Origin of the sequence: Micromonospora sp. WMMA1996 (genome assembly GCF_002573675.1) — a bacterium.
In the GTDB taxonomy this organism is placed as follows: domain Bacteria; phylum Actinomycetota; class Actinomycetes; order Mycobacteriales; family Micromonosporaceae; genus Micromonospora; species Micromonospora sediminicola.
Genome location: NZ_PDHU01000003.1, coordinates 350,461 through 366,312 on the forward strand (window position 1 = coordinate 350,461; position 15,852 = coordinate 366,312).

Below are 15,852 nucleotides of genomic sequence, written 5' to 3' on the forward strand. Positions count from 1 at the left end.
GGTTGAGATGGATGGAACCGGGCTGTTCGGGACAACGGTACGACCGCGTCGGTCCCGGGCCCAGCAGAATACCGGGGAGCGCCTCAGCTCACCCCGCAGACCTCCATGCCACCGGTCTGCCGGTCGGGCGCCAGCGTGACGGTCTGCGCCTCCCGCCGGCCGCCGGCCAGCGTCACGTCCACCGGCACGGTCAGCGAGGCGGTGTCGACGTCGCCCACCCGGTAGCCGGAGATCTGCGGCTCGGTGGCGACCCGCTGCTCGAACTCCGGCCGGGACTCGCGCCGCCGGGCGTCGTCGCAGAGCTGGTCGTACGCCTTGGACCACTCCCGCGCGACCAGCGCCTGGTAGTAGTCGTCGGTGACGGCCCGACCCTGCTCCCCGACCGCCTGCACGTTGCTCACGGCCAGTCCGACCACGGCCGCGCCGCCTCCGCCGCAGCAGAGCAGCACGGCCAGCGCGCCGACCCCGAGGCCGAGCCAGAGCCGGGACCGCCCGCCCTCGGTGGGCGGGGCGGCGAACGGCGGGGCGACGCCGGGACCGGGCGGCGGCGCGGGCACGCCCGGGTCCGCCGGCGGGGCGCCGGGCGGCACGGGCGACGGGGGTGGTGCGGCCGGTCCGGGAGCGGTCATACGCGCCAGGGTAGTGCCCCGGGACTCAGCGGTAAGGACCTGCGGCACGATCACTGGCGACGACGACGATCTCGCCCTGCGGGGCGGCGCTGGCGAGCGTCTCGTACGCCGACGGCTCGTCCACCGATCGGGCGAGCAGCGGCACGGCGCTGACCTTGACGTCGAACCCGCCCAGCGCCCGCCGGTACGCCCCGACCGACTCCCACTCGGTGAGCAGGCACCAGTGGGCCGGGTCGTCGAGCGCCCGCAGCAGGTCACCGCGCAGGTAACCGGGCCGGGCGGCGAGGGCGGCGAGCGCCGCGTGCGCCTCCCGGGTGAACTCGTCCGCCGTTTCGGCGTCCACCACGAACCGGTTGGTGACCAGCACGGCGTTCCTCCTCGTAGAGTTTGTGGCATGCAGCGTACGCAGAGTCCCGTGCTGTCCCGGTTGGCCCGGCTCAACCCGACGACGGTGTTCCTCGCCGCGCTGGTCCTGGTGCTGGTCGGCCTGTTCGCGCCCGGGCCGGCCGGCGGTGTCCTGCTGCTGGTGCTGGCCGCCGGCCTGGTCTGGCTGATGACGGTCACCTGGCCGGTGCAGGCGCCGGCGACCCGGGTGCTCCGGCTGCTGATGCTGACCCTGCTGATCGCGGTCGCGCTGGCCAAGCTGATGGTCGGCTGATCCGTGCGGCCTGACCTGCGGTGACATGCAATCATGCGTTTTTGACAATAATTTTCGTTGTCACGGACAGTTGATCCCATGACCGTTCGTGCCACGCCCCGTGCCCTCGCCGCCGCCACCGCCGCCCTGCTCACCGTCGGCGGTCTCGCCGCCTGCTCGACCGGCGACGGCGGTGGGAAGGACCCGGACAAGGTCGACGTGGTGGCCGCGTTCTACCCGCTGCAGTTCCTGGCCGAGCGGATCGGCGGCGACCGGGTCGCGGTCAGCAACCTGACCAAGCCCGGCGCGGAGCCGCACGACCTGGAGCTGAACCCGCGCCAGGTGGGCCAGGTGGTCGACGCCGAGCTGATCGTCTACCTCACCGGCTTCCAGCCGGCGGTGGACGAGGCGGTCGAGCAGAACGGCGGCGACCGGGCCTTCGACGTGGCCGGGGTGGCCCCGCTGCTCGACGCCGCCGCCGGCGGGCACGAGCACGAGGGTGAGGCCGGTCACGAGGACGAGGCCGGTCACGAGGAGGAGGGCGGCGGCAAGGACCCGCACCTCTGGCTCGACCCGACCCGGCTGGCCACGGTGGGCGACAAGCTCGCCGAGCGCCTCGGCCGGGCCGACCCGGACCACGCCGCCGACTACACCGCGCGGGCCGGCGCGCTGCGCACCGAGCTGACGACGCTGGACACCGCGTACGCCGAGGGCCTGCGCACCTGCCAGCGCCGGGAGATCGTGACCAGCCACACCGCCTTCGGCTACCTGGCCGAGCACTACAAGCTGGAGCAGATCGGCATCAGCGGCCTCACCCCGGAGTCGGAGCCCTCCCCGCAGCGGCTCGCCGAGGTCGCGAAGGAGGCTCGGGAGCACCAGGCCGGTACGATCTTCTTCGAGACGCTGGTCAGCCCGAAGGTCGCCGAGACGATCGCCCGGGAGGTCGGGGCGAAGACCGCGGTCCTGGACCCGATCGAGGGCCCGCCCGCCGAGGGCGACTACCTCTCCGCCATGCGGGCCAACCTGCAGACCCTGCGAACCGCTCTGGACTGCTCATGACCTCACCCGTGATCGAGATCGCGCACGCGACGGTCGGCTACGACGGCCGGCCGGTCCTGCGTGACGTCTCACTGACCGTGACCGCCGGCGAGGTGGTCGCCGTGCTCGGCGCCAACGGGTCCGGCAAGTCGACCCTGGTCCGCGCCGCGCTCGGCCTGGTGCCGCTCGGCGCCGGGTCGGTCGCCCTCTTCGGCACGCCGCAGCGCCGCTTCCGGCACTGGCACCGCATCGGGTACGTCCCGCAGCGGCTCGGCGCGGGCGGCGGCGTGCCGGCCACGGTCGGCGAGGTGGTGGCGTCCGGGCGGCTGGCCCGCCGGGGCGTGTTCCGGCCGGCCGGGCGGGCCGACCGGGAGGCGGTCACGGCGGCGCTGCGCGCGGTCGGGCTGGCCGACCGGGCCGGTGACCCGGTGGCCACGCTCTCCGGCGGCCAGCAGCAGCGCGCCCTGATCGCCCGCGCGTTGGCCGGCGGGCCGGAGCTGCTGGTGCTCGACGAGCCGACGGCCGGGGTCGACGCGGCCAGCCAGGAGGCGTTCGCCGGGGCGCTGCGCGCGTTCCGCGACGGCGGGGGCACGGTGCTGCTGGTCGCGCACGAGCTGGGCCCGCTGCGCCCGCTGATCAGCCGGGCCGTGGTGGTGCACCAGGGCGGAATCGCCCACGACGGCGCGGTGCCCGAGCCGGCCGGCCACCACGCCGACCCGGACCACGAGCACGTGCACCCGCACTGCGACGAGGAGCCCGCCGGGCTCTGGACAGGCATCTGAGATGGACCTCTTCCAGTACGACTTCATGCTCCGCGCCCTGGTCGGCGCGCTGGTCATCGGGCTGGCCGCGCCGGCGCTCGGCATCTACCTGGTGCAGCGCCGGCTGGCGCTGATCGGCGACGGCATCGGGCACGTGGCACTCACCGGCGTCGGCGCGGGGCTGCTGCTGAACCGCTCCCCCGTGCTGGTGGCGGTGCTCGCGGCCACGCTCGGCGCGGTCGTCATCGAGCTGGTCCGCGCGTACGGGCGCACCTCCGGGGACCTGGCGCTGGCGCTGCTCTTCTACGGGGGCATCGCCGGCGGTGTGATGCTGGTCGGGCTCTCCGACGCCAGCAGCGGGTCGCTCAACGCGTACCTGTTCGGGTCGCTGACCACGACGTCGCAGGCCGACCTGGTCACCATCGGCGTGCTCGGCGCGGTGCTGCTGGTGACCATGCTGGTGCTGCGCCCGGCGCTGTTCGCGGTCTGCCACGACGAGGAGTACGCCCGGGTCTCCGGCCTGCCGGTGTGGGCGCTGAACCTGCTCATCGCGGTGGGCACCGCGGTCACGGTGACCATCGCCATGCGGGCGGTCGGGGTGTTGCTGATCAGCGCCCTGATGGTGGTGCCGGTGGCCACCGCCCAGCAGGTGACCCGGGGCTTCCGGTCCACCATGACGGCGGCGATGGCGCTGGGCCTGTTCGCCGCCGGCGCGGGGGTGTGGGTGGCGGCCACCGCCGACACCGCGCCCGGCGCCTCGGTGGTGCTGGTGGCGATCGGCTCGTTCCTGCTGGTGGCGCTCGGCGCGGCCGGCGTCCGGGCGGTGCGCCGACGCAGCCGGACGGTCCCGTCCGCCCCGGTGGCCGAGCCGGCCGAGCACGAGGTGCTGCTGGGATGAGGCCGCGCCGGCCGGCGCAGCTGGCATTGGTTACCGTTACGGGGTGACCGGCACGAACGGGTACGACGCCTTCGAGGGCGCGGGTGACCTGCTGCGCGCGCTCTCGGCCCCCATCCGGCTGGCGATCGTGAGCGAGCTGGCCGAGGGCGAGCGGTGCGTACACGAGTTGGTGGAGAAGCTCGGCGCCCCCCAGCCGCTGGTCTCCCAACACCTGCGGGTGCTGCGCGGCGCCGGCGTGGTGCGCGGCTCGCGGCGCGGCCGGGAGATCGCGTACGCGTTGGTCGACGAGCACGTCGCGCACATCGTGGCGGACGCGGTGAGCCACGCCGGCGAAGGGTCGTCCTGAGTCGCGGATCGGCCCTGTGCCGATGCCCACCCCCCGTGGCAGGCTGTCCGGCGTGAAGATCTACGCCGACCGTTTTCCGACCGCCGTCCGCCAGTTCCTCACCGATCTGCTCGTGGTCGTCTGGGTGTACGCGGCGATCCGCTTCGCGCTGTGGCTGCACGACCTGGTCGAGAAGCTCGCCGTACCCGGGCGGAAGCTGGAGGGGGCCGGCGGCGGACTCGCCGACAACCTGGCCGACGCCGGCGGCAAGGTCGGCCGGGTGCCGCTGGTCGGCGACGAGCTGACCGCCCCCTTCACCCGGGCCGCGGACGCCGCCCGCGCGGTCGCCGAGGCCGGCCGCGACCAGCAGGAGCTGGTCGGCCAGCTGGCGCTCGCGCTGACCATCGCGGTGCTGGTGTTCCCGCTCGGCCTGGTGCTGTTCGGCTGGCTGCCGCTGCGGCTGCGCTGGATGCGCCGGGCCGGCGCGGCGAAGGCGATGGCCACCGTGCCCGCCGGCCGGGACCTGTTGGCGCTGCGCGCGCTCGCCGGCCAGCCGTTGTCGAAGCTCACCCGGATCGCGCCGGACGTGGCCGAGGCGTGGCGGCGCGGCGACGACGAGACCGTCGACGCGCTCGCCGCGCTGGAGCTGCGCAGGCTGGGGCTGCGGGCCGGCCGGTAGGGTGTGCCGGTGCTGTACTTCCTGATCGTCGTCGCCGTGCTGCTGCTGGGCTACGCGGGCGTGCTGGTGAGTTTCGTCCGTAAGGGTCGCAAGATCCCGCCTTCGGCGTACCTGGTGTTGGCCGCCCTCAACGGCCTGATCCTGGCGGCGGTGATCGCGTGGGCGATCGCCCGCGGTTGAGCGGCTGTTAAGAGGGGTCCCCTCCTCTACCGGAGGCGTTGACAGGGGGCCCTTCCTTACAGGCGGCGGCGGACGTCCTCGGCGGTGGACGGGCCGGGCTGCCACCGGGCCACCCAGGGCAGGTCGGCGGGCGGGGTGACCACCCCGGTCTCCAGCGAGGCGTACCGGCCGGCGACGATCCGCTTCGCGGCGGCCACGTCGACCGAGTCGGTGTTCGACCAGAGGCCGGTGAACAGCTCGTCGACGCGCAGCCGGGCCTGGCGGCAGAACAGGTCGGCCAGCTCGACGTTCTCCGGATGCTCGGCCAGCTCGGCGTAGGCCCGGACGCAGACCGCGGACATCGCGAACAGCTCGGCGCCGATGTCCACCACCCGGCCGAGGAACGCCTGCTTGCGCTCCATCTTCCCCTGCCAGCGGGACATCGCGTAGAAGGTGGAGCGGGCCAGCTTGCGCGAGGTCCGCTCGACGTGCCGCAGGTGCCCGGCCAGCGGCCCGAACTCCTGGTACGCCCCGGGCGCCTGGCCCCGGCCGACGGCCAGCGTGGGCAGCCACCTCGCGTAGAAGGCGCCGGCCCGTGCGCCGGCCTTCGCCTTGCGGCCCAGCCCCGCGTCCGGGTCGATGATGTCGCCGGCGACCGAGAGGTGCGCGTCGACCGCCTCCCGGGCGATCAGCAGGTGCATGATCTCGGTGGAGCCCTCGAAGATCCGGTTGATCCGCAGGTCGCGCAGGAGCTGCTCGACCGCGGCCGGACGTTCGCCCCGGGCGGCCAGCGAGTCGGCGGTCTCGTAGCCGCGCCCGCCCCGGATCTGGATCAGCTCGTCGGCGATCCGCCAGGCCATCTCGCTGGCGTAGAGCTTGACCAGCGCCGCCTCGATCCGGATGTCGTTGCGGTCGTCGTCGGCGAGCAGGCAGGACAGGTCGAGCATCGACTCCATGCCGTACGTGGTGGCCGCGATGAAGGACAGCTTCTTCGCCACCGCCTCGTGCTCACCGACCGGCCGGCCCCACTGGACCCGGTCGGCGGCCCACTCCCGGGCCACGTTGAGTGCCCACTTGCCGGCGCCGACGCACATCGCCGGCAGTGAGAGCCGCCCGGTGTTCAGCGTGGTCAGGGCGATCTTCAGCCCCTTGCCCTCGCCGCCGATCACGTTCTGGATCGGCACGAAGACGTCGTGGAACCGGGTGAGGCTGTTCTCCAGGCCGCGCAGCCCCACGAAGGCGTTGCGCCGCTCCACGGTGATGCCGTCACTGTCGCCCTCCACCACGAACGCGGTGATGCCGCCCCGCCGCCCCTCCGCCGCCGGCACCCGGGCCATCACCACCAGCAGGGTGGCGACCGTGCCGTTGGTGGCCCAGAGCTTGACCCCGTTGAGCCGGTAGCCCGTGCCGTCGGAGGTGGGCTCGGCGGTGGTGGCCAGCCGGGCCGGGTCGGAGCCGACGTCCGGCTCGGTGAGCAGGAACGCGGAGACCTCGCCGGCGGCCAGCCGGGGCAGGAAGCGCTCCTTCTGCTCGGGCGTGCCGAACATCTTCAGCGGCTGCGGCACACCGATCGACTGGTGCGCGGAGAGCAGTGCGCCGATCGCCGGACTCACCGAACCGGCGAGCATCAACGCCCGGCAGTAGTGCAGGTTGCTCAGCCCGAGCCCGCCGTACCTCCGGTCGATCTTCATGCCGAACGCGCCGAGCCGGGCCATCCCGTGGAACACCTCGTCGGGGATGCGCGCGTCGCGCTCGATCGCCGCGCCGTCCACCTCGGACCCCAGGTAGGCGCCGAACGCGCCGAGGAACTCGTCGGCGCGGGCCACGTCGTCCGGATCGGACCGGGGCCAGGGGTTGATCAGGTCGAGCCGGAACCGGCCGAGGAACAACTCCTTGCCGAAACTGGGCCGGTCCCAGGCAGCCTCGCGGGCCGCCTCGGCGACCTGGCGGGCCTCCTTCTCCGAGACCTGGCCCGCCTCGGCGGGCAGCGGCCCGGCGCCGTCGGCGGACTCGGGCCGGCTGTTCTGTGTCGTGGTCACGGCTGCCTCCTGGATGGTCGGTCCGGCTGCGGTCGACGCGCTCGACGAAAACGACGCTACCCCCGGGTGTTACCCAGGGGTAGCGTCGCGTGCACGCCCGATTTGGCGGACCGTCAGTCGCCGGACAGCGTCCGCGGGTCGTCGTCCTCGTCGTCGATGTCGTCCTCACCCCAGTTGCGCCGGGCGAACGGCAGGATGGCCCAGAAGGTCAGGAACCAGATCCCGGTGACCGCGCTGAGCACGAACGCGATCGGCCGGGGCAGCACGAAGTCGGTGATCAGCAGCACCGCGCTGACCATCGCGATCAGCATGAAGAACAGGCCGCCGGTGGCCATCCGGTGGGCGAACCGGACCAGCTCCGGCTTACGTCCCTGGCGGAACAGCGCCCGGTGGAACGCGACCGGCGAGATGATCATCGCGGTGGCCGCCGCGGCGGCCAGCAGCGCCACGATGTAGACGTCGCGCTGGAACTCGGTGGTCCGGGTGAACCCGTTGCTGAACGGCAGGGTCAGCAGGAAGGCGAAGAGGATCTGCACGCCGGTCTGCGCGACGCGCAGCTCCTGCAGCAGGTCGGCGAAGTTGCGCTGCCAGCGCTGCTTCTCGGATTCCTTGGACAACTCGCGAACCTCCGGTGAAGACGGCACGGCCGGCGGGTGAACGCCCGCCGGCAGGACCGCCAGTGCCCCGTCCGAGTGATCGCGAAACGCCCTCACGGCCCTCGCTGGTTCGCGACTGCGGGGCTCGCAACCCCGGCTCACTCCTCGCGCTTCACAGTGCCAGCTCGTTCGCGACTGCGGGGCTCGCAACCCCGGCTCACTCCTCGCGCTTCACAGTGCCAGCTCGTTCGCGACTGCGGGGCTCGCAACCCCGGCTCACTCCTCGCGCTTCACGCTCCGCGGCGGATGCGGCCCTCGTACCGTGCCTCCAACTCCGCATTGTGCTCGTCGCCGCCGGTGATGTTGGCGGAAAGGTAGACGGGCGGCCGTTCGCCGGCGGCCAGCAGCCGGGCCACCACCTCGGCGACGATCTGCTGGGCCAGCAGCGCCGCGGTGATCGAGGAGACCGCGCCGACCGCGCCGCCGCCGGGCAGCGGCAGCGTCGCGTCGCCGTACGGGGCGCCGTTGTCCAGCACGACGTCGGCGAAGTCGGCGAGCTTGCGGCCGGACGGGTGCCGGGACGTCATCCGGGCCGAGTGCTGGGCCGAGGTGATCGCCACCAGCCCGTGCCCGCGCTCCTTCACGATGGCGGCGAACTCCACCATCGCCCCGTTCACGCCCGAGTTGGAGGCCAGCACGAACACGTCCTGCGGCCGGATCGGGGCCAGCTCGTAGAGGCGGTGCGCCACGGCCGGCTCACGTTCCAGCTTCGGGCCGAGCACGTCGGCCGGCTCCCCGCCCCGCAGCACCAGGTCACGCAGTGCGATGCGGTTGGTGGGGACCAGCCCGCCGGCCCTTCCGGCGATCTCCATGGCGAGCGCCTCGGAGTGTCCGGTGCCGAAGGCGTGCACCACCGCGTCGGCGCGCAGCGCCGTGGCGATCAGGTCGGCCGCCGCGGCCACGTTCCGCCGTTGTTCGGCGGCCACCCGGCCCATCGTCTCGGTCACCACCGCCAGGTAGTCCTCGGCGCTCACCGTCATGCTTCCTCCGCTCCTGTGCACCGGGCGAGGATCGCGGCGGCCAGCGGGCCGGGCGCCTCGTCGGGGATCCAGTGGCTGACGCCGTCGAGCACCAGGAAGCGGTAGTCCCCGGTGACGTGCGCCGCGCACGCCTCGGCGGCCGTCCGGCCGATCGCCACGTCCCGGTCGCTCCAGACGTACGTGGTCGGCACGCCCACCGGTCCGACGGCCTTCATGTCCGTCCCGCTCATCGCCCGGTACCAGTTGAGCGCCGCGGTGAGCGCCTCCGGCTCGCGCATCGGCTCGGCGTAGCGGGCCACCGCGTCGGCGTCCCCCACCCCGCCGAGCAGCCGCCGCAGCGCGGCGCCGCGCAGCGCCAGCAGCACCTTCTCCGCCTTGCCCGGCATCCGGAACAGCGCGATGTAGGCGGACTTCGCCTTCTGCCGGGGGTCGGCGGCGAGCGCGTGGCCCATCGCCGCCGGGTGCGGCACCGAGACCGCGGTCAGCGTCCGCACCCGCTGCGGGTGCGCCGCCGCCAGCCCCCAGGCCACGATCGCGCCCCAGTCGTGGCCGACCAGGTGCGCGCGGGTCACCCCGAGCGCGTCCAGCACGCCGGCCGCGTCGGCCACCAGCTCCGGGATCCGGTACGCCTCGACGGCGGCCGGCCGCGCGCCGGGCGAGTAGCCGCGCTGGTCCAGCGCGTACGTGCGCAGCCCGGCGGCGTGCAGCGCGGGCGTGACCGCGTCCCACTCGCCGGAGTGCTGCGGGAAGCCGTGCAGCAGCAGGACCGGGTCGCCGTCCTCGGGGCCGCCGGTGCGTACCTCGAACGTCAGTCCCCGCGCCTCGACCCGCATGATCACCACCGTAGCCGACAGTTGCCCTGCTGGGCCCGGGGCAGGCGACGGTGCTAGCGTCTGCGACGAGACAACTTCACATCCGACAGGGGAGCGCACAGCGCTGAGAGTGCGGGCCGAGGCCCGCAGACCCTCGAACCTGATCTGGGTAATGCCAGCGCAGGGAGTTCGGTCGACCTCCAGCCGCGCCGCCGTCCGGGCGTTCCGGGCGCGGCGTGCGTCTTCTCCTGGTTCCTCATCTGAACTGGGAGTCCGTCATGAGCCACACCGACAGCAACCGCTGGCGTACGGTCGACATCGTCGTCGCTTCGGTGATCGCCGTCGCCTTCGGCGTCGTCTTCTGGGCCTGGGGCCTGCTCTGGAGCGCCACCGACGCGGCGTTCGCGTTCTTCCCGCCGGCGCAGGCGCTGCTCTACGGCGTCTGGCTGATCCCGGCGGTGCTCGCCGGCCTGATCATCCGCAAGCCGGGCGCGGCGCTCTACTGCGAGACCGTCGCCGCGATCGTCTCCGCGCTGCTGGGCAGCCAGTGGGCGAGCATCGTGATCCTCCAGGGCCTGATGCAGGGCATCGGCGCCGAGCTGGCGTTCGCCGCGTTCCGCTACCGCTCGTTCCGGCTGCCGGTGGCGGTGCTGGCCGGCGCGCTGACCGGCCTGGGCGCGGCGATCTTCGACTTCGTCTACTGGAACAAGGCCTACGAGCTGACCTCCTACCGCATCCCCTACGCCCTGATCACGATCGTCAGCGCCACCGTCGTGGCCGGCCTCGGCGCGCACCTGCTCACCCGGGCCCTGGCGAACACCGGCGTCCTGGACCGCTTCCCCGCCGGCCGCGACCGCGCCCTGGTCTGACCGGTTTCCCGCCATGTTGATCAAGGAGTTCGCGTCGGCGGCGGGCGATATCCCTGACGCGAACTCCTTGATCAACCAGGCTGGGGTCGGAACGGAAGGGGGTGTGCGACGGTGAGCGGGGTGGTTCTCCGCGGGTTCGGGTGGCGGCACGGGGGGCGCCGGGCCTGGGCGGTGCGCGGCGTCGACCTGCGCGTCGAGAGCGGGGAACGGGTCCTGCTGCTCGGCGCCTCGGGGGCCGGCAAGAGCACGCTGCTGGCGGCGCTGGCCGGGCTGCTTCCGGAGGACTCCGGCGAGCAGGAGGGCACCGTCGAGATCGACGGGCTGGACCCGCGCAAGGCGCGCGAACGCGTCGGCGTGGTCTTCCAGGACCCGGAGACCCAGCTGGTGATGGCCCGCTCCGGCGACGACGTCGCGTTCGGGTTGGAGAACCGGGGCGTACCCGCCGAGGAGATCTGGCCCCGGGTGGACGAGGCGCTGCGCCGGGTCGGCTTCCCCTACGACCGGAACCGTCCCACCGCCGCCCTCAGCGGGGGCGAGCAGCAACGCCTCGCCCTGGCCGGCACGCTCGCGCTCCGCCCCGGCCTGCTGCTGCTGGACGAGCCGACCGCCAACCTCGACCCGACCGGCGCCACCCTGATCCGCCGGGCCGTCGCCGACGCGCTCGACCCGGACACCACGCTGATCCTGGTCGAGCACCGGGTGGCCGAGGCGCTGCCGCTGGTCGACCGCGTGGTGGTGCTGGAACCCGGCGGCGGGGTGCGGGCCGACGGGCCGCCCGAGGCGGTCTTCGCCGCGCACGGCGACGCGCTGGCCGCCGCCGGGGTCTGGGTGCCCGGACACACCGTCCCGCCGCGGCACGCCAGCACGGAGCCAGGCGACGTGCTGCTCACCGCCGACCGGCTCGGCCTGCCGCCCCGGCTGACCCCCACCGACCTTCGGGTACGCGCCGGCGAGGCACTCGCCGTCCTCGGCCCCAACGGCGCCGGCAAGTCCACGCTGGCGCTGCTCCTCGGCGGCCTGCTGCGCCCCGGCACCGGTGCGCTCACCGCCTCCGCCGAGCTGGCCGGCCGGGACGCGCGCACTCCCCCGCACCGCTGGCGGGCGCCCGCGCTGGCGCGCCGGATCGGTTCGGTGTTCCAGGACCCGGAACACCAGTTCGTCACCGGCACGGTGCGGGACGAGTTGGCGCTCGGCCCACGCCGTACCGGCCGGTCCGAGGCGGACGTCACCGACACCGTGGACGCGCTGCTGCACCGGCTGCGACTGGACCGGTTGGCCGGCGCCAATCCGTACACCCTCTCCGGCGGCGAGGCGCGGCGGCTGAGCGTGGCGACCGCCCTGACCACCGCGCCCCGCCTGCTGATCTGCGACGAACCCACGTTCGGCCAGGACCGGCGGACCTGGCTGGAACTGGTCGACCTGCTCGCCGAGCTGCGCGACGCCGGCCACGGCGTGGTCGCGGTGACGCACGACGCGGACTTCGTCGCCGCGCTGGCCGACCGGACGCTCACCCTGGACCGCCCGCCCGCGTCCCCGCCGGGCCCTCACCGCACGGAGGGGTCGCCGTCGCCGCCCGGCCGTCACGGCGCGGACGAGCCACCGTCGACCCCGCCGCGAGGGGCGGGCGCACCGTGATCGATCTCGAACCGGTCGCGGCGCCCGACGCCCCGCTGGCCCGGCGCAACCCGGTGGCGAAGGTGGCCGCCGCGCTGGTCTTCACGCTCGTGCTGGTGGCGACGCTGGACCCGGTCGCGCCGGCCATCGCCATCGCGATCGAGCTGGCGGTGCTGCCGCTGTTCGGCGTCCGTTACCGGGTGCTGGCCCGGCGGGCCTGGCCGCTGCTGGCCGGAGCCGTGGGCATCCTGGTCACGCTGGTGCTCTTCGCCGCCGACCGGTCCGGTCCGGTGCTGCTCGACGCCGGCCCGGTGCTGGTCACCCAGGGTGTGCTGGTCACCGCGCTGGGCCTGGTGCTGCGCATGCTCGCGGTGGCGCTGCCCGGGATCGTCGTCTTCGCCACCACCGATCCGACCGAGCTGGCCGACGCGCTGATCCAGAACGCGAAGGCGCCGGCCCGGTTCGCCATCGGCGCGCTGGCCGCGTTCCGGATGGTCCCGCTGCTCGAACAGGAGTGGCGGATGATCAGCATGGCCCGCCGGGCCCGGGGCGTGGACGCCGGCCGGAACCCGCTGGCGAAGCTGCGGCTGTTCGCGTCGACCGCGTTCGCGTTGCTGGTCGGCGCGATCCGGCGGGGTACCCGGCTGGCGGTGGCGATGGACGCACGGGGCTTCGACGCCGGGACGCCGCGCACGGTGGCCCGGCGGCAGCACTTCACCCGGGCCGACGCCCTGCTGGTGGTCACCGCCGCGCTCCTGGCCGGCGCCGCCCTGACCACGAGCATCCTCCTCGGCACCTTCCGCCCCCTCATCGGCTGACCCACCCCAGCGCAGCCCCACGTGGTCGATCATGAAGTTGGCGGCACTCGGTGCCCGAAATGTCGCCGCCAACTTCATGGTCAACAGCGCTCAACGGAGATCTTGGAAGAAGAGGGCCCTCAGCGGGGCCGCCAGCTTCCAAGATCTCCCCGACGAGGCGGGGCACCGCCTCCCACCCCCGATGGGGCGATCATGAAGTTGGCGGCGTTCGGCGTCCGATTTGTCGCCGCCAACTTCATGATCGACGCCGTTGGGGAGGGTGGGGGCCCGGGGAGCGGGCGCGTCCGGGGCTCGGGCGGTCAGCTGCGGCGGAAGGCGTAGAAGCGGGTCTGGCCGGCGCGCTGGCTGCGCCCGGTCACCCGCCCCTGGCGACCGGCGGGCGGGCCGGCCGTGGGCGGCGCCGGGGCCTGCTCCGTCGGCAGGGACACCGGCGTCGACGGCGCCACGGTGAGCGCGTCGAGATCCCTCGGGGTCACCTCCCGCAGCGACGGCGACGGCTTGCGGGACTTCTTCGGGCTGCGCTTCGCGGGCATCCGCGGTCCTCCTGTCTGGCGGGCGCGCCGACCACGGACGCGCCGAGCGGGTACGCCCCGGGTGCGATCCGACCACGACAGACACCGCGAACCACGGCAGCGGGAGAGGATGCGGACGCCCGGAGCAGGACGGGTCCACGGCACGTACGGCGGTGGACCGGGCTCGGAAGAAGGGCGTCAGTTACGCATGCCGGAAGGCTATCCCGCCCCGAACCGGTCGCGCATCCGAATTACCGCAGAACGCACCGCCACCGGCCACTCACCCGGCGTCGACGTCCCGGCCCACTCCCCCGGCGACCGCGATACGGTCGCAGCACGGCAGCGAGGACGAGAGGTGGCGGTACGCATGGCACAACAGGCGACGGCGCAGGTCGGGGTCACCGGTCTGGCGGTGATGGGTCGCAACCTGGCCCGGAACCTGGCCCGCAACGGTTTCGCCGTGGCGGTGCACAACCGCTCGCCGGAACGCACCCGCAGCCTGGTCGCCGAGCACGGCGACGAGGGCACCTTCGTGCCGTCCGAGTCGCTGGCCGACTTCGTCGGCTCGCTGGAGCGGCCGCGTGCGGTGATCGTGATGGTGAAGGCCGGCGCGCCGACCGACGCCGTGATCGACGAGCTGGTCCCGCTGCTGGAGGAGGGGGACATCGTCGTCGACTGCGGCAACGCGCACTTCGCCGACACCCGCCGTCGGGAGGAGACGCTGCGCGCGCACGGGCTGCACTTCGTCGGCACCGGCGTCTCCGGCGGCGAGGAGGGCGCGCTGCGCGGCCCGAGCATCATGCCCGGCGGCTCGGCGGAGTCCTACCGCAAGCTGGGCCCGATCTTCGAGAAGATCGCCGCGCAGGTCGAGGGGACGCCCTGCTGCCGGCACATCGGCCCGGACGGCGCCGGGCACTTCGTGAAGATGGTGCACAACGGCATCGAGTACGCCGACATGCAGCTCATCGCGGAGGCGTACGACCTGTTGCGGGCCGGCCTGTCGGCGAGCCCGGCGGAGATCGCGGAGATCTTCCGGGAGTGGAACGGCGGCGAGCTGGAGTCCTTCCTCATCGAGATCACCGCCGACGTGCTCGGCCACACCGACGCCGCCACCGGCCGGGCGTTCGTGGACGTGGTGCTCGACCAGGCCGAGCAGAAGGGCACCGGCCGCTGGACCGTGCAGAGCGCGCTGGACCTCGGCATCCCGATCACCGGCATCGCCGAGGCCACATTCGCCCGGTCGCTGTCCGGGCACGCCGACCAGCGCGAGGCCGCCCGCCGGGTGTTCGCCGACGCCGGCGACAAGTGGCAGGTCGACGACCGGGACGCGTTCGTCGAGGACGTCCGCCGGGCGCTGCTCGCCAGCAAGATCGTCGCGTACGCCCAGGGCTTCGACCACATCCGGGCCGGCAGCCGGGAGTACGACTGGGACATCGACCTGGGTGGCACGGCCACCATCTGGCGCGGCGGCTGCATCATCCGGGCCCGCTTCCTGGACCGGATCCGGGAGGCGTACGACGCCGAGCCGGACCTGTCGACGCTGCTGGTCGCCCCCTGGTTCGCCGACCGGGTCAGCGCCGGGGTCCCGGCCTGGCGGCGGGTGGTGGCCGACGCGGCCCGCGCGGGTGTGCCGGCCCCGGCCTTCGCGTCGTCGCTGGCCTACTTCGACGCGCTGCGCGCCGAGCGGCTGCCGGCCGCCCTGATCCAGGGGCTGCGGGACAACTTCGGCGCGCACACCTACCACCGGGTGGACCGGGACGGCTCGTTCCACACCCGCTGGGCGGGCGACCGATCCGAAGTGGAGGCCTGAGCCTCACCACGCCCGCTCGGGCGACGGACGGCGGTGGGCCGGAGCCGACCCGGATTCGGGGGCCCAGTCGGCGGCCGGCTCACCGGCGGCCAGCTCACCGATCTCGCCGGAGCGGACCGCCGGGGTGTGCCCGACGTCGGCGCACCAGCGCTCGGCCACCCCGGCGCACAGCTCGGCGACCGCCTCGCGGCGGCTCGGCTCCACCAGGTCGGCGCCGGCCAGGGCGGCCGTCATCTCGTACCGGAGATCGCGCATCATCCACCCCCGTGGCGGCGCGTCCCGGCGGCGCGCCCTGCGCCGATCGTAAGCGGAACGCCCCGCGATCCGGCCGGAAAGCCGGATGCGGGGCGTCCGCGGGACGGCCGGCACGGGGCCGGCCGTCGGGGTCAGAAGAACCGGCGCCGCTTGGCCTTCTGCGGCCGGATCATGTCGGCGCCCTTGGTCAGCAGGCGGCTCACCCCGGTCGGGCCACGACGGGCCTCCAGGGAGTGGCTGAGCCGGCGCGCGCCGGCCGCCGCCAGCGGCACGGCGACCGCCATGACCGCCCACTGCGCGATCCGCTTCTGAATCATGTGGTTCACCTCCGCGTTGGCTGCTGTGGATACCCGTACCCAGC

At 74.0% G+C, this 15,852-nt stretch carries 19 protein-coding genes, 1 pseudogene and 1 riboswitch; of the genes and pseudogenes, 11 read left to right on the forward strand and 9 right to left on the reverse strand.

Annotation, left to right across the window (positions count from 1 at the left end; translation table 11 throughout):
* Positions 1–83: 83 nt before the first annotated feature.
* Together COO58_RS21255 and COO58_RS21260 are read right to left on the reverse strand one after the other, a co-directional pair.
* Entirely contained in the window at positions 84–557 is a 474-nt protein-coding gene (locus COO58_RS21255; protein ID WP_091577089.1) for a hypothetical protein, read from the reverse strand.
* 97 nt (positions 558–654) lie between these two features.
* Positions 655–996 (reverse strand): antibiotic biosynthesis monooxygenase, encoded by a 342-nt coding sequence (locus COO58_RS21260; protein ID WP_091572145.1) that lies wholly within the window; start codon positions 994–996, stop codon positions 655–657.
* 27 nt (positions 997–1,023) lie between these two features.
* Between COO58_RS21260 and COO58_RS21265 the strand changes: the two genes are divergently transcribed.
* From COO58_RS21265 to COO58_RS30325, 7 genes are all read left to right on the forward strand, one after another.
* Positions 1,024–1,287 carry a DUF6703 family protein gene (locus COO58_RS21265; protein ID WP_091572141.1) on the forward strand — a complete coding sequence of 88 codons (264 nt, stop codon included), beginning with the start codon at positions 1,024–1,026 and terminating at the stop codon, positions 1,285–1,287.
* 78 nt (positions 1,288–1,365) lie between these two features.
* Positions 1,366–2,325 carry a metal ABC transporter substrate-binding protein gene (locus COO58_RS21270; protein ID WP_098746921.1) on the forward strand — a complete coding sequence of 320 codons (960 nt, stop codon included), beginning with the start codon at positions 1,366–1,368 and terminating at the stop codon, positions 2,323–2,325.
* Positions 2,322–3,086, forward strand: a complete 765-nt coding sequence (locus tag COO58_RS21275; RefSeq protein WP_098746922.1) for a metal ABC transporter ATP-binding protein — start codon at positions 2,322–2,324, stop codon at positions 3,084–3,086. The genes COO58_RS21270 and COO58_RS21275 overlap by 4 nt, the downstream gene beginning before the upstream one ends.
* Position 3,087: 1 nt before the next feature.
* Positions 3,088–3,963: a metal ABC transporter permease gene (locus COO58_RS21280; RefSeq protein WP_098746924.1), complete on the forward strand. Its 876-nt coding sequence runs from the start codon at positions 3,088–3,090 to the stop codon at positions 3,961–3,963.
* A 43-nt stretch (positions 3,964–4,006) separates the two neighbouring features.
* Positions 4,007–4,309, forward strand: coding sequence for a metalloregulator ArsR/SmtB family transcription factor (locus COO58_RS21285; RefSeq protein ID WP_091572124.1), 303 nt, complete (start codon positions 4,007–4,009; stop codon positions 4,307–4,309).
* A gap of 52 nt (positions 4,310–4,361) precedes the next feature.
* Positions 4,362–4,967, forward strand: coding sequence for a hypothetical protein (locus COO58_RS21290; protein ID WP_091572120.1), 606 nt, complete (start codon positions 4,362–4,364; stop codon positions 4,965–4,967).
* Between the two features lie 9 nt (positions 4,968–4,976).
* Positions 4,977–5,147: a hypothetical protein gene (locus tag COO58_RS30325; protein ID WP_172967943.1), complete on the forward strand. Its 171-nt coding sequence runs from the start codon at positions 4,977–4,979 to the stop codon at positions 5,145–5,147.
* Between the two features lie 56 nt (positions 5,148–5,203).
* On the opposite strand, the gene COO58_RS21295 is transcribed toward COO58_RS30325, so the two are convergent.
* From COO58_RS21295 to COO58_RS21310, 4 genes are all read right to left on the reverse strand, one after another.
* Positions 5,204–7,165, reverse strand: coding sequence for an acyl-CoA dehydrogenase family protein (locus COO58_RS21295; protein WP_098746925.1), 1,962 nt, complete (start codon positions 7,163–7,165; stop codon positions 5,204–5,206).
* Positions 7,166–7,278: 113 nt separating this feature from the next.
* Positions 7,279–7,782: a DUF6328 family protein gene (locus COO58_RS21300; protein WP_091572113.1), complete on the reverse strand. Its 504-nt coding sequence runs from the start codon at positions 7,780–7,782 to the stop codon at positions 7,279–7,281.
* Between the two features lie 269 nt (positions 7,783–8,051).
* Complete coding sequence (locus COO58_RS21305; RefSeq protein WP_091572110.1) at positions 8,052–8,801, reverse strand: sugar isomerase domain-containing protein; 750 nt, start codon at positions 8,799–8,801, stop codon at positions 8,052–8,054.
* On the reverse strand, positions 8,798–9,634 hold the full coding sequence (locus COO58_RS21310; protein ID WP_091577086.1) for an alpha/beta fold hydrolase: 837 nt from the start codon (positions 9,632–9,634) through the stop codon (positions 8,798–8,800). Before COO58_RS21310 ends, COO58_RS21305 begins: the two co-directional genes overlap by 4 nt.
* 77 nt (positions 9,635–9,711) lie before the next feature.
* A riboswitch (TPP riboswitch) is annotated at positions 9,712–9,818 on the forward strand.
* A gap of 73 nt (positions 9,819–9,891) precedes the next feature.
* Between COO58_RS21310 and COO58_RS21315 the strand changes: the two genes are divergently transcribed.
* From COO58_RS21315 to COO58_RS21325, 3 genes and pseudogenes are all read left to right on the forward strand, one after another.
* Positions 9,892–10,482, forward strand: coding sequence for an ECF transporter S component (locus tag COO58_RS21315; protein WP_091572107.1), 591 nt, complete (start codon positions 9,892–9,894; stop codon positions 10,480–10,482).
* 111 nt (positions 10,483–10,593) lie between these two features.
* Positions 10,594–12,018 (forward strand): annotated as a pseudogene (locus tag COO58_RS21320) (ABC transporter ATP-binding protein); the annotation flags it as partial.
* Positions 12,019–12,113: 95 nt separating this feature from the next.
* Positions 12,114–12,914, forward strand: a complete 801-nt coding sequence (locus tag COO58_RS21325) for an energy-coupling factor transporter transmembrane protein EcfT (RefSeq protein WP_098746927.1) — start codon at positions 12,114–12,116, stop codon at positions 12,912–12,914.
* A 299-nt stretch (positions 12,915–13,213) separates the two neighbouring features.
* On the opposite strand, the gene COO58_RS21330 is transcribed toward COO58_RS21325, so the two are convergent.
* Positions 13,214–13,447, reverse strand: coding sequence for a hypothetical protein (locus COO58_RS21330; RefSeq protein ID WP_091572098.1), 234 nt, complete (start codon positions 13,445–13,447; stop codon positions 13,214–13,216).
* A 346-nt stretch (positions 13,448–13,793) separates the two neighbouring features.
* Between COO58_RS21330 and gndA the strand changes: the two genes are divergently transcribed.
* Positions 13,794–15,236 (forward strand): NADP-dependent phosphogluconate dehydrogenase, encoded by a 1,443-nt coding sequence (gene gndA / locus COO58_RS21335; protein WP_098746928.1) that lies wholly within the window; start codon positions 13,794–13,796, stop codon positions 15,234–15,236.
* 3 nt (positions 15,237–15,239) lie between these two features.
* Here gndA and COO58_RS21340 read toward each other — a convergent pair whose 3' ends face one another.
* Together COO58_RS21340 and COO58_RS21345 are read right to left on the reverse strand one after the other, a co-directional pair.
* Positions 15,240–15,491, reverse strand: a complete 252-nt coding sequence (locus tag COO58_RS21340; protein ID WP_091572091.1) for a thioredoxin reductase — start codon at positions 15,489–15,491, stop codon at positions 15,240–15,242.
* Positions 15,492–15,622: 131 nt separating this feature from the next.
* Positions 15,623–15,808, reverse strand: a complete 186-nt coding sequence (locus COO58_RS21345; RefSeq protein ID WP_098746930.1) for a hypothetical protein — start codon at positions 15,806–15,808, stop codon at positions 15,623–15,625.
* Positions 15,809–15,852 lie beyond the last annotated feature (44 nt).